The 12,772-nt window shown below is 75.1% G+C and carries 8 protein-coding genes; 6 read left to right on the top strand and 2 right to left on the bottom strand.

Annotated features, from left to right (window positions below):
- Positions 1–77: 77 nt before the first annotated feature.
- Positions 78–1,310: an aminotransferase family protein gene (locus ACFQQL_RS14995; protein ID WP_382395809.1), complete on the top strand. Its 1,233-nt coding sequence runs from the start codon at positions 78–80 to the stop codon at positions 1,308–1,310.
- A 38-nt stretch (positions 1,311–1,348) separates the two neighbouring features.
- Here the strand turns inward: ACFQQL_RS14995 and ACFQQL_RS14990 are convergent, their stop codons facing one another.
- Both ACFQQL_RS14990 and ACFQQL_RS14985 read right to left on the bottom strand, forming a co-directional pair.
- Entirely contained in the window at positions 1,349–2,920 is a 1,572-nt protein-coding gene (locus ACFQQL_RS14990; RefSeq protein ID WP_382395807.1) for a DEAD/DEAH box helicase, read from the bottom strand.
- Between the two features lie 237 nt (positions 2,921–3,157).
- Positions 3,158–3,406 (bottom strand): DUF3107 domain-containing protein, encoded by a 249-nt coding sequence (locus tag ACFQQL_RS14985; RefSeq protein ID WP_382395805.1) that lies wholly within the window; start codon positions 3,404–3,406, stop codon positions 3,158–3,160.
- 130 nt (positions 3,407–3,536) lie between these two features.
- Between ACFQQL_RS14985 and ACFQQL_RS14980 the strand changes: the two genes are divergently transcribed.
- From ACFQQL_RS14980 to ACFQQL_RS14960, 5 genes are all read left to right on the top strand, one after another.
- Positions 3,537–4,409, top strand: coding sequence for a DUF3152 domain-containing protein (locus tag ACFQQL_RS14980; RefSeq protein WP_382395803.1), 873 nt, complete (start codon positions 3,537–3,539; stop codon positions 4,407–4,409).
- A gap of 121 nt (positions 4,410–4,530) precedes the next feature.
- Positions 4,531–5,067, top strand: a complete 537-nt coding sequence (locus ACFQQL_RS14975) for a dihydrofolate reductase family protein (protein ID WP_382395801.1) — start codon at positions 4,531–4,533, stop codon at positions 5,065–5,067.
- Positions 5,064–6,095: an RNA polymerase subunit sigma-70 gene (locus ACFQQL_RS14970; protein ID WP_382395799.1), complete on the top strand. Its 1,032-nt coding sequence runs from the start codon at positions 5,064–5,066 to the stop codon at positions 6,093–6,095. The genes ACFQQL_RS14975 and ACFQQL_RS14970 overlap by 4 nt, the downstream gene beginning before the upstream one ends.
- Positions 6,096–6,182: 87 nt before the next feature.
- Entirely contained in the window at positions 6,183–9,377 is a 3,195-nt protein-coding gene (locus ACFQQL_RS14965; RefSeq protein ID WP_382395797.1) for a PD-(D/E)XK nuclease family protein, read from the top strand.
- Positions 9,374–12,757: an ATP-dependent helicase gene (locus tag ACFQQL_RS14960; protein WP_382395795.1), complete on the top strand. Its 3,384-nt coding sequence runs from the start codon at positions 9,374–9,376 to the stop codon at positions 12,755–12,757. Before ACFQQL_RS14965 ends, ACFQQL_RS14960 begins: the two co-directional genes overlap by 4 nt.
- Positions 12,758–12,772 lie beyond the last annotated feature (15 nt).

Raw genomic sequence — 12,772 nt, 5'->3', positions numbered from 1 at the left:
CCGGACGGCGGCACGGCCGGGCAATGGTTCGCCGGTAGGGTTCCAGGCGAGCGAGCCAGCGACACGAAAGGCGGCCCATGGGCGCGTTGTGGCATCCCTTCTCGGACATGGCGGCGGTCGAGCGGGACGGTGAGTTCGTGCTGGCGCGCGGCGAGGGCGCGTACGTGTGGGACGAGGCGGGCACCCGGTACCTCGACGCCACCGCGGGTCTGTGGTTCACGAACGTGGGCCACGGCCGCACCGAGCTGGCCGAGGTGGCGGCGCGGCAGATGTCGTCGCTCGCGCACTACTCGACGTTCGGGGACAACGCCAGCCGTCCGGCGCTCGACCTGGCCGAGCGGCTCGTCGGTCTCGCGCCGGTGCCAGGCAGCCGCATCTTCCTCACCTCCGGCGGCTCGGACTCGGTCGACACCGCCGCGAAGCTCGCCCGCCGGTACTGGGTGGAGGCGGGACGGCCGGAGAAGACCGTCGTCGTCGGGCGCCAGAAGGCCTACCACGGCATGCATGTGGCCGGGACGGCTCTGGCCGGGATCCCCGGCAACCGCGAGGGGTACGGCGACCTCGGGCCGCGCACCGAGACGGTCGGCTGGGACTCGGCCGAGGCGCTGCGGGAGACCGTCGAGCGGGTCGGGCCGGAGAAGATCGCGGCGTTCTTCTGCGAGCCGGTGATCGGTGCCGGAGGGGTCTACCCGCCGCCCGAGGGCTACCTGACCGAGGTGCGCAAGGTCTGCACCGAGTACGACATCCTCTTCGTCGCGGACGAGGTGGTCACCGGCTACGGCCGCATCGGCGGCTCGTGGTTCGCCTCGACCCGTTTCGGCCTCGAGCCGGACATGGTCACCACGGCCAAGGGCCTGACCTCCGGATACGTCCCGATGGGCGCGGTCTTCGTCGCGCCGCGGGTGGCCGAGCCGTTCTTCCGCGAGCCCGGCACCTGGCTGCGCCACGGGTACACGTACTCCGGCCACGCCGTGGCGGCCGCCGTCGCCCTGGCGAACCTCGACATCCTGGAGCGGGAGAACCTGGTCCAGGAGGCGGCGCGGCTCGAGGCCACGATCGCCCGCGAGCTCGGGCCGCTGGCCGACCTCGACGCCGTCGCGGAGGTCCGGTGCGGCACCGGCGCGCTCGCCGCGGTGCAGCTCGTGGAGCCCGCGCTGGCGCCGCGACTGGTACTGGCGCTGCGTGCGGCCGGCGTGGCGACCCGCGCGGTCGGTGCCGGCGCGGTCCAGATCTCACCGGCGTTCGTCATGACCGACGCGCAGGTGCGTGAGCTCGCGGACGGGCTGCGGGCGGGTATCGCCCGGCTCTGAGCCCGTCGCGTGCCGGGCCGAGTGACGACTCGGCCCGGTCAGGACTGGGTGCCGCCGCCCTCGGACGGCCGGCCGCCACGGGTGCGACGGCGCCGCCGCCGGCGCGGACGCTCGCCACCCTCGCTGCGCCGGCCCTCACGCTGACCGCCCTCACGCGACCCGCCGTCGCGCGGGCCACGACCCCGTCCGCCGTCGCGGCGTCCGCCCCGGGGGGAGTGCTTCTTGCCGGTCTCGCCGAGGTCCTCGATCTCCTCGGCGTCCAGGCCTGCCCGGGTCCGCGCCGAGCGGGGCAGCCGGCCACCGGTCCCCTCGGGGATGCCGAGGTCGGTGTAGAGGTGCGCAGAGGTGTGGTAGGTCTCCACCGGCTCCGCGACACCGAGGCCGAGCGTCCTGTCGATCAGCGCCCAGCGCGGCATGTCGTCCCAGTCCACGAACGTGATCGCGGTGCCCGCGTTGCCCGCCCGGCCGGTCCGCCCGATGCGGTGCAGGTAGATCTTCTCGTCCTCGGGGCACTGGTAGTTCACCACGTGCGTGACGTCGTCGACGTCGATGCCGCGGGCGGCGACGTCGGTGGCGACCAGGACGTCCACCTTGCCGGTGCGGAAGGCGCGCAGGGCCTGCTCGCGCGCCCCCTGCCCGAGGTCGCCGTGGATCGCCGCGGCCGCGAAGCCCCGCTCGGCGAGGTCGTCGGCGACGCGGGCCGCGGTGCGCTTGGTCCGGGTGAAGACGATGGTCAGACCCCGGCCCTCGGCCTGGAGGATCCGGGCGAGCATCTCGATCTTGTTCAGCGCGTGCGCCCGGTAGACGACCTGACGGGTCTCCTTGACGGTGGCGCCGGTGTCGTCGGGGTCCTGCGCACGGATGTGCGTCGGGCGCGTCATGTAACGGCGCGCCATCGCCACGACGGGGCCCGGCATGGTGGCGGAGAACAGCATGGTGTGCCGGGAGGCGGGTGTGCCGGCCAGGATGGTCTCGACGTCGGGCAGGAAGCCCAGGTCGAGCATCTCGTCCGCCTCGTCCAGGACCACCGTGCGCACCTGGCGCAGGTCCAGGACGTGCTGCTTCATGAGGTCGATCATGCGGCCAGGTGTGCCGACCACGACCTCCGCGCCCTTGGCGAGCGCCTCGATCTGCGGCTCGTAGGCGCGGCCGCCGTAGACCTGGACGATCCGGACCTTCCGGCGGCGCGAGGCGGCCGTGAGGTCGTCCGCGACCTGCTTGGCGAGCTCACGCGTGGGGACGACGACGATCGCCTGGGGCCTGCCGGCGTCGTCCAGCTCCTCCCAGCCCTGCTCGCCGGGACCGGTGACGTTCTGCAGCAGGGGGATGCCGAAGCCGAGCGTCTTGCCGGTGCCGGTCTTGGCCTGCCCGATGATGTCGTGCCGGCTCAGCGCGACCGGCAGCGTCAGGGCCTGGATCGGGAAGGGGTGGGTGATCCCGACGTCGCGCAGCGACCCGACGATCGCCTCCTCGACGTCGAAGTCGGCGAACGTCTTCTGCTCGAGGTCCGCGGCGGTGACCTCGTCGGTGATGTCGGGGGTCGCGTCGGTGGTGTCGGCGGGGACTGCGGCGTTGCTCGTGTCGAGCACGCCCGTGCTGGTGTCAGACATACGAACCTTCGTCTCGGGGCGCGTGCCGGCGTGGGCACCGGATCCGGTGCGGCGACGTCGCGCATCCTTCTCGGCAGCCGATCGTGAAGTTCGCCGCGTGCGTCACGCGGAAGGGCTGCTACGAGACGACCGGGCAACCGTGTACGCGGCCAGGATAGCGGCTGGTGGGCGCGGCGCACCCAGGGGTGAGCAGGCTCACCACGCGCCGGCGGACGTCCGGGAGTGCCGCGCGCCAGCTCAGACGATGCCGAAGCCGACGCGGCGCTGCTCCGACGGGCCGAGCTCGACGTAGGCGAGGGACTCGGAGGGCACGACGACCTGGCGCCCCTTGTCGTCCTTCAGCACGAGCGAGGTCCCCTCGGAGATGGCCTTGTCCACCGCGGACTGGACCTCCTCGGGGCTCTGCTCGGACTCCAGCGTCAGCTCGCGGGCGACGTGCTTGACTCCGATGGTGATGTCCACCTTGGTGGCCTCCTGCTCTCTCACGCTCGGTCCGGGCTCCGCACGGCGGGCCCTGTGGTGCTGACGTCATCGTAGGTGGTGCGGACGGTGTGTCGCCGCGCACACCGGGGACCCACGGAGCGCTCGGACGACCGGTGGTGACACAATGGCGTACGTGCGTCGCTCCGTCATCGCCGCGCTCGCCGTGCTGCTCGGCGTGCTCCTGCCCGTGCCCGCAGTGGCGATGTTGCCTGCCGTGCCTGTCCCGCAGGCCCCGGGTGTCCCGGACGACGCCGAGGACCCTGGCGACGGCGGGACGGGCCCGCGCTCGCCCCAGGACCGCGAGGACGTGCTCGAGGACGAGGCCGGGGTGTCGGAAGAACGGGTCGGGCTCCCGTGGCTGAGCCAGACGCTGGAGGAGCTGGCGCTCGACCTGCGCGCGAAGGCCGGCCTGCCGTCCACCGAGCCCATGCCGCAGCGTGCCTCCGGCGAGCTGCAGACCGTCCGTGCGCGCGGAGACGGGGCCTCCGGCGAGGACGCGCAGGTGCGGGCGGAGCAGGCCGTCGACGCCGCGGAGGTGCGGACCGTGCGGGTGAGGGTCGAGCGCGGCCTCGAGGTCGACGGCCAGGCCTTCGGCCGCTTCGTCATGGACACCCTGAACGACGAGCGGGGCTGGGGGTACGACGGGTCGGTCCGCTTCGAGCGGACGAGCAGCCCTTCGGCGGACATCGACGTCGTGCTCGCGTCCCCGGACCTCACCGACGAGCTGTGCGTGCCGCTCGACACCGCCGGGGAGTACTCCTGCGGCCGGAACGGCCGCGCCGTGCTCAACGCCGTGCGCTGGTCCGAGGGTGCCGACCCGTTCCTCGAGGGCGGCGGCACCATGACCGGCTACCGCGAGTACCTCGTCAACCACGAGGTCGGGCACCTGCTCGGCCATCCGCACGTGGAGTGCAGCGGCAGCGGCGACGACGCCCAGATCATGGTCCAGCAGTCGATCAGCCTGGGCGGTTGCAAGCCCAACGGCTGGCCGTCCGTGGCCCACTGACGCACAGCCACCGAGGGCTGGTGAGGCCGGGCCTCGCCCGCGACCGATGACAGAGCGGTCGCATCGACGTCCAAGACTCTGACGGGCCGATCGGCGGCCCCGGACGGAAGGGACGAGACCGATGATCCTCACCAGCCACTTCATCACCCTCGACGGCGTGGTCCAGGCCCCGGAGCAGTGGCACACCTCGTTCGACTCCGACGAGCAGATCGACGCCCTGCGCGACCAGCTGGCCGGGCTCGACGCGCTGCTTCTCGGGCGGCGGACCTACGAGGAGTTCGCGGCCTACTGGCCGCAGCAGGGCGACGACGTCCCGCTGGCGCGGGAGACGAACGGCCTGCACAAGCTCGTGGTCTCCTCGCGCGACGAGGTCGGCTACCAGCCGGCGGAGGTGATCGCCGCGGACGTCGCCACCGCGGTCCGCGAGGTCAACCGGCGGGGCCTGGCGGTCGGGGTCCCCGGCGCCACGCGGCTCACCCGGGCGCTGCTGGCCGCCGACGCCGTCGACGAGATGCAGCTCTTCCTCGACCCGGTGGTGCTCGGTACGGGTGAGCGGCTCTTCGACGGCGACGTCGGGCAGACCCGGCTGACGCTGACGGGCACGCGGGAGCTGCCGCACGGCGTCGTCCACCTCACCTACCGCAGGCCGGCACGATGAGCCCCGCGGCGACCGACCCGGCCACCTTCGAGGCGGAGCTCACGCGGCAGCGGGCGCGGCTGCGGCTGCACTGCTACCGGATGGTCGGCTCGCTCGACGACGCCGACGACCTCACCCAGGAGGCGTCGCTGCGCGCCTGGCGCCACCTGGGGTCCTTCGCGGGAGAGTCGTCGCTGGTGACCTGGCTGTTCCAGATCGCCACCAACGTGTGCCTGGACCACCTGCGCCGTCGTGCCCGGGAACGCCGACCACGCGTCCCGGCTGCCGAGTTCCCGCAGGTCCCGGCCCAGGTGGCGGTGCCGTGGCTCCAGCCCTACGCCGACCACCCGGGGGACGTCGACGCCGTCGCCACGGCGACACCCGAGCCGGGGCCCGGCCCCGAGGAGCAGGCGGTCTCCCGCGACACGCTCCGCCTCGCTTTCGTCGCGGCCGTCCAGTACCTGCCACCACGGCAGCGCGCCGCCATGCTGCTGCGGGACGGTCTGGGCTGGCCGGTCCGGCGGTGCGCCGAGGCGCTGGAGTCGTCCTCGGCGTCGGTGAACTCCGCGCTGCAGCGCGCGCGGGCCACCATGCGGGACGTGCTCGACGTCGACCCGGACCGCTGGCAGGACGACGATTCCGATGCCGGGCCGCTCGTCGCGGAGTACATCGCCGCCGTCGAGTCTGCCGACGACACCCGCATCGCCCGGCTCCTGCACGAGGAGATCCGGGTCAGCCACGCGCCGGGCGCGGGTGGCAACACGACGGACGACGTCGCCTGGTACGCCGGCGTGGCCACGGTGCTCGAGGGGTGGGCGCCGATCCTGCACGACGAGCGCAGCCGGCAGGCCATGGCGATGCGCCCGGTCGCGATGAACGGGGACGTCGGCATCGCGGTCTGGATCCGGGAGCCGGGCAGCACGGGGGAGTGGGAGGCGTTCGCCCTGGACGCGCTCACCGTCCGCGACGGCCTCGTGCGGGAGATCTCGACCTTCGGCGCGGAGCTGTTCGAGGCGTTCGGGCTGCCGTTGCGGACGATGACGGTGTGACCGGTGGGGCGCGAGCGCGACCGGTGCCGCCTGCCCCGCCCGCGCGGCGTCGAGCGCGGTGTGGGTAGGACGTGATGCGATCGGGTCATGGCAGAGAGCCTCGGCGAGCGGACGCGCACGACGATGCGCCTCGCCCTGCCCGAGGCCCCGCCGGCGCCGCCCGACCTCGACCCGCGGCAGGCTGAGGCGGTCACCTGGCCGGCCGACGCGGGCCACCTGCTCGTGGTCGGCGCCCCCGGGACCGGCAAGACGACGGCGGCCGTGGAGTCGTTCCTCGCGCGCGCCGCGGCCACCTCGGACGAGGGCACGCTGCTGCTCGTGCCCACTCGGCGCGGTGCGGCCCGGGTACGGGACGCCGTGGCCGCGCGGCTGGGCCGGACCACCACCGGCGTGCTCGTGCGCACGCCCGCTTCCTTCGCCTACTCGGTCCTGCGGATGCGAGCCACCCTGCTCGGCGAGCCCCCGCCCACCCTCATCACCGGTCCCGAGCAGGACCAGGTGATCGCCGAGCTGCTCGAAGGCCACCGCGCCGGCCTCGGCGCGCCGGTGCGCTGGCCCGCGTCGATCGGGGCCGAGACCCTGGCGATGAGCGCCTTCCGGGACGAGGTCCGGGACCTGTTCATGCGGGCCGCCGAGCTGGGCCTCGGGCCCGAGGAGCTGGCCGACCGCGGACACCGGCACGATCGGCCGGAGTGGGTGGCCGCCGCCGTCCTCCTCGAGGAGTACCAGCAGGTCACCGCCCTCGGCGAGCTCACCCCGGACCGGGGTGCCCGGCTCGACGCCGCACGCATCGTCGACGAGGCGACGGCCGCCCTGCGCAGCTGGGAGGCGGAGGTCCCCGACCACCCCCGGCCGCGCTGGAGCACCGTCGTGGTGGACGACCACCAGGACTCCACGCTGGCCACGGCGCGGCTGCTGCGCGTGCTCGCCGACGACGGTGCGCAGCTGCTGCTCCACGGCGACCCCGATGCCGGCGTCCAGGGCTTCCGTGGCGGCACCCCGGCGCTGGTCGGGCTCGCCGAGACCCGGGAGTCGCTCGGCGGCTTCGGTGCCGGCCGCATCGAGCTGGGCACCGCGCACCGGCAGGACGAGGCGCTGCGTGCCGTGACGATGACCGTGACCGCGGCGATCTCGACGACCGGGACGGCCGGGCAGCGCCGCGCCGTCGCCGGGCGCCCTGCGGCCGACGGAACCGTGCCGGACGGAACCGCGCCCGGCGGTCTGGAGGCCACCGTGCTGCGCTCCCGACCCCAGGAGGGGGCGTGGATCGCCCGTCGCCTGCGTGAGGAGCACCTGCGGCACGGGACGGCCTGGTCGCAGATGGCGGTCGTGGCCCGCTCGGCCGGCCATGTGCGGGAGCTCCAGCGCGCCCTGAGGGCATGGCGGGTGCCCGCCGGCGGGCAGTCCTCGCCCGGCGTGCTGCGGGAGGAGCCCGCGGTCCGGCCGTTGCTGGTGGCCCTGGCCGCGGCCCTCGCCGGCACCCCGACGGCGGAGCAGGCGGCCGAGCTGCTCACCTCACCGATCGGGGGTGCCGACGCCGTCGCGGTGCGCGGCGTCCGGCGTGCGCTGCGTGGCCTGGAGAGGGCCGCGGGCGGGTCCCGGCCGGTCGACGACGTCCTCGCCGCCGTCGTCAGCGACCCGGAGCTGGCCGCCGGGCTGCCGGCCGCCGCGGCCGCGCCGGTGCAGCGCGTGGCGGCCGTCCTCGACGCCGGGAACCGGGCTCTCGCGCGGCCCGGCAGCACAGCGGAGACGGTCCTGTGGGCGCTGTGGGACGCCACCGGGCTCGCCGAGCCATGGCGCGAGCGAGCGCTCGCGGGCGGACCGGGTGCCGAACGCGCCGACGCCGACCTGGACGCCGTCATGGCCCTGTTCCGGGCGGCGGAGCAGTACACGGACCGGACCGTCGGCGGTGGTCCGGCCGGGTTCCTCGAGCACCTGCGGGCGCAGGACCTGCCCGCGGACACGCTTGCTGCGCACGGGGTCCGCGGCGAGACGGTCCAGGTCCTCACCCCGGCCGGAGCCGCCGGCGAGGAGTGGCAGGTCGTCGCGGTGGCCGGGCTCCAGGAGGACCTGTGGCCGGACCTCCGGCTCCGGGACTCCACGCTGGGCGCCGGTGCGCTGGCGGACCTCGAGGCCGGCCGCGCGGTGCCGGGCGGGGCGGACCGTCGCGCCTACCAGGCCGGGCGGCGCGCCGTCCTCGACGACGAGCTGCGCATGCTTGCGGTCGCGGTCTCGCGGGCCCGGCGACGTCTGCTGGTCACCGCCGTGCTCGACGAGGACACCCGCCCCTCGACGTTCTTCGACCTGCTGGCCCCCGACCGCGACCCGTCCCGCGTCGAGGACGTCCCGCCGGCGCTGGACCTGCGCGGGCTCGTCGCGGAGCTGCGCGCGGCCCTCGAGAACCCCTCGACGCCACACGAGCGCCGGGAGGATGCCGCCGCCCTCCTGGCCCACCTCGCCGACCAGGGTGTCGCGGGAGCCGACCCGGCCACCTGGGCCGGCCTCGCGGAGGACTCCACCGTGCAGCCGCTGCGCGCTGCCGGCGAGCAGGTACCGGTCAGCCCGTCCGGCGTGGAGCAGGCCACCACGTGCGGCCTGCGGTGGGCGCTGGAGCAGGCCGGCGGCCGCACACCACCGTCGCAGGACCAGGCCGTCGGAAACCTCGTCCACGAGATCGCCGCGGAGCACCCGCACGGCACGCTCGATCAGCTGCGCGCCGCGCTCGAGGACCGGTGGGAGGAGCTCGGCGTCGGCGACGGCTGGGTGGGCCGGCGGCGCCGCGAGCAGGCCGAGGCGATGATCGAGCGGCTCGCCGACTACCTCGCGTCCATCCCGGGGGACGTGGACGTCGAGCGCGGCTTCGCCGTCGACGTGGGGCGCGCGAAGCTGCTGGGCCGCATGGACCGGGTCGAGCACGTGGGGGAGGAGGTGCGCGTCGTCGACCTCAAGACGTCGAAGAATCCGGTGTCCAAGGACGACGGTGCCCACCACCCGCAGCTCGGCACCTACCAGGTGGCCGTCGAGTCCGGCGCCTTCGGCGACGTGCGTGCCGCCGGTGCCCGGCTGGTCTACCTCGGCACCGGTGCGCGCGGGGCCACTCTGCGTCAGCAGCCGGCGCTGGCGGAGGCCGAGGACCCGCGATGGGCGCACGACCTGCTCGCCGAGGCCGCCGAGACGATGGGCGGGTCGGTGTTCGTCGCCGTCGTCAACGACAGGTGCCGTACCTGTCCGGTCCGCACGTCCTGCCCGCTGCAGGAGGACGGGGGCCGGGTCACCTCATGAGCCGGACCAGCCAGCAGCTCGAGCTGTTCGGGCCGGAGGAGGTGGCCGCCCGCGCGCCCGCGCCGCGCTACTCGGCGGCGCAGATCGCCGACGCGCTCGGCCAGCACGCCCCGACGCCGGAGCAGACCCGCGTCATCGAGGCCCCGCTGGAGCCGCTCCTCGTCGTCGCGGGCGCCGGTTCGGGCAAGACGGAGACGATGTCCGCCCGGGTCGTCTACCTCGTGGCGAACGGCCTCGTGCGCGGGGAGGAGGTGCTCGGGCTGACCTTCACCCGGAAGGCGGCCGCCGAGCTCGCCCACCGGGTCCGGCTGCGGCTGCGTGCCCTCCGCGCCGCGGGCCTGACCCCGCCGGACCCCGGCGGCCATACAGACGACGCGGCCGCCGCGCTGGCCGGTCCGGACGGCCTCGACGTGGACCGCCCCCAGATCTCGACCTACAACTCCTTCGCCGGCTCCCTGGCGCGGGACCACGCCCTGCGGGTCGGCGCCGACCCGGACGCCCGGCTGCTCACCGACGCGGGGGCCTGGCAGCTCGCCGACGACGTCGTGCAGAGCTGGCAGGAGGACCTGGCCACCGAGAAGGCCGTCAGCACCGTCACCCAGGCGGTCCTCGAGCTCGCGGGAACGCTGACCGAGAACGTCCTCACCCCGGCCGACGCCCGTGCGCTGCTGGCAGACCTGCGGTCGGACATCGCCGACAAGGGCGGCGGCCGGCGCACCGAGCCGACCGCCGACGTCAAGAAGATCCTCGCCTCCCTCGACGAGCGGGCGGCGCTGCTGGACGTCGTCGAGGCGGTCGAGCGCCGCAAGCGGGAGCGCGGGCTCATCGGGTTCGCCGACCAGGTGGCCCTCGCCGCGCGGGTCGCCGCCGCGGCACCCGAGGTGGGCGCGCAGCTGCGCGCCCAGTACAAGGTGGTCCTGCTGGATGAGTTCCAGGACACCTCGGTGGCTCAGCTGGAGCTGCTCGCCAACCTGTTCGGCGACGGGCACCCGGTGACCGCCGTCGGCGACCCGCACCAGGCCATCTACGGCTGGCGCGGCGCCTCGGCCGCCTCCCTGGCCCAGTTCCCCGAGCGGTTCCCGCGCCGCGACGGCGCCGGTCACGTGCCGGCCGAGTCCCTGGCGCTGAGCACCTCGTGGCGCAACGACCGGGCGATCCTCGACGCCGCCAACGCCGTCTCCGTCCCGCTGCGTGCCGCCCCCGGGCCGGACCGGCCCGGACCGGCCGTCGAGGTCCCGCGGCTGCAGGCCCGGCCCGGTGCGGACGCGGGCGAGGTCGTCGGGCTGTACGCCGCGGGCCAGCTGGAGGAGGCCGCACGGGTCGCGGACTTCGTCGCCGAACGCTGGAGCCCCGCGGGGGAGCGGACCGCCGCCGTGCTGTGCCGCAAGCGCAGTCAGTTCGCGGGGATCGTCCGGGCCCTGGACGAGCGCGGCCTCCCACACCGCGTCATCGGTATGGGAGGCCTGCTGGCGACCCCCGAGATCGTCGACGTGCGGGCGGCGCTGCGGGTCGCCCACGACGCCTCCCGTGGCGACGCCCTGGTCCGGCTGCTGACCAACCTGCGACTCGGCGTCGCGGACCTGCACGTGTTGCAGGACTGGGCACGGCACCTCGCCGCCGCCGCGGTCGAGCAGCTCGCCACGGACGCGGACCGGCGCCTCGACGCTCGTGAGGAGGCGAGCCTCGTCGAGGCCGTCGAGCACCCGCCGCCCGCCGGGTGGACCGGCCCGCGGGGGCAGGCGATGAGCGAGGCCGGCGCTGCCCGCGTGCGCCGGCTCGGCTCCGTGCTGCGGCAGGTCCGGGCGCTGAGTCATCTCGCCCTGCCCGAGCTGGTGGTCGCCACCGAGCAGCTGCTCGGCCTCGACGTCGAGGTCGCGGTCCGGCGCGCCTGGACGGGCGCCGGCACCGCGGGCGGACGCGCCGCCCTCGACGCCTTCGCCGACGTCGCGGCGTCCTTCGCCGCCGACGCCGAGCGGGCGGGCCTCGGGGCGTTCCTCGACTGGCTCGACGCCGCCGAGGAGCGCGAGCGCGGCCTGGACGCGGTCGAGACCGGAGAGGTCGAACCGGACTCCGCCGTCGTGCAGGTGCTCACCGTGCACGCCGCGAAGGGCCTGGAGTGGGACGTGGTGGCGGTCCCCGGGCTCGTCGAGTCGCAGTTCCCGGGCTACGACAGCCGGGTCCGGCCGGACGGCAGCGTGACGGCGTCTGCCTGGCTGACCGCCGTCGGCGAGCTGCCCTACCCACTGCGGCGGGACTCCGGCGCGCTGCCCGCTCTCGACGTCGCCGGCACAACCACGCACGAGGAGGTGGAGGAGGCCCGGAAGGCCTTCCGCGCCGCCGCTGGTGAGCACCGGGTGGCCGAGGAACGTCGGCTGGCCTACGTGGCGCTCACCCGTGCCCGGCACAGCCTGCTGCTGTCGGGGTCGTGGTTCCGGGAGGGCAAGTCGGTGCTGCCGCCGTCACGGTTCCTCGCCGAGCCGCGGCGCGCCGGCCTGGTCGAGGACCTCGCCCCCTGGGCGCCCGAGCCGGCGGACGGCGCCCAGAATCCCGGTACCGACGCGCCACCCGCGCCGTGGCCGTTCGACCCGCTCGGGGCGCGACGCGGCGCCGTCGAGCAGGCGGCAGCGGCCGTACGCGCCGCCCGCGGAGGCGGGCTGCCCGCGGCGGCGAGTGACGACGTCGCGGCCCGGTGGCGGCACGACGCCGCCCTGCTGCTCCGCGAGCGCGACCAGGAGCGCCGGTCGGCCGACGAGGTCGCCCTCGACGGCCACCTGTCCGCCTCGGCGGTCGTCGGGCTCATCCATGACCCGCAGGCCTTCGCCCGCGACCGGCGCCGACCCGTACCCGTCGAGCCCACGGTCGTCTCCCGCCGGGGCACCCGTTTCCACGCGTGGGTCGAGCACTTCTACGGTCGGGCGGCGCTCTTGGACGTCGAGGACGTCACGGGCAGCGGCGAGGACGACGTCGCCCTCGACCTCTCCGACGAGGAGCTCGCGCGGCTGCAGCGCGTATTCACGGCCTCCGAGTGGGCGAGCAGACGACCGGTCGAGGTGGAGGTGGACCTCGAGACACCGGTGGCGGGCACGATCGTGCGGTGCCGAATCGACGCCGTCTTCGCCTCCGACGGGGCGTTCGAGGTGGTCGACTGGAAGACCGGCCGCCCGCCGCGCACGGACGAGGAGCTCGCCGAGAAGGAGATGCAGCTCGCCCTGTACCGGCTGGCCTGGGCAAGGGCGCAGGACGTCCCGCTGGAACGGATCGGCGGTGCGTTCTACTACGTCGGGCACGACGTGACCGTGCGCGCCGGCGACCTCGACGAGGACGAGATCGTCGCCCGCATCACGGGGGCGATCGAGGCCGGCGGTGGTCGTGCCGGTTAGACCTGTTGGCTAGAC

The organism is Georgenia alba (assembly GCF_042665525.1).
Classification (GTDB): Bacteria; Actinomycetota; Actinomycetes; order Actinomycetales; family Actinomycetaceae; genus Allobogoriella; species Allobogoriella alba.
Note: the sequence above shows the minus strand (reverse complement) of the source record. Positions and strands in the feature narration are given on the sequence as shown.

Excerpts from the sequence above, each read along its gene's own strand:
- ACFQQL_RS14995 (WP_382395809.1), top strand. The coding sequence starts at position 78 with ATGGGCGCGTTGTGGCATCCCTTCTCGGACATGGCGGCGGTCGAGCGG.
- ACFQQL_RS14990 (WP_382395807.1), bottom strand. The coding sequence starts at position 2,920 with ATGTCTGACACCAGCACGGGCGTGCTCGACACGAGCAACGCCGCAGTC.
- ACFQQL_RS14975 (WP_382395801.1), top strand. The coding sequence starts at position 4,531 with ATGATCCTCACCAGCCACTTCATCACCCTCGACGGCGTGGTCCAGGCC.
- ACFQQL_RS14970 (WP_382395799.1), top strand. The coding sequence starts at position 5,064 with ATGAGCCCCGCGGCGACCGACCCGGCCACCTTCGAGGCGGAGCTCACG.
- ACFQQL_RS14965 (WP_382395797.1), top strand. The coding sequence starts at position 6,183 with ATGGCAGAGAGCCTCGGCGAGCGGACGCGCACGACGATGCGCCTCGCC.
- ACFQQL_RS14960 (WP_382395795.1), top strand. The coding sequence starts at position 9,374 with ATGAGCCGGACCAGCCAGCAGCTCGAGCTGTTCGGGCCGGAGGAGGTG.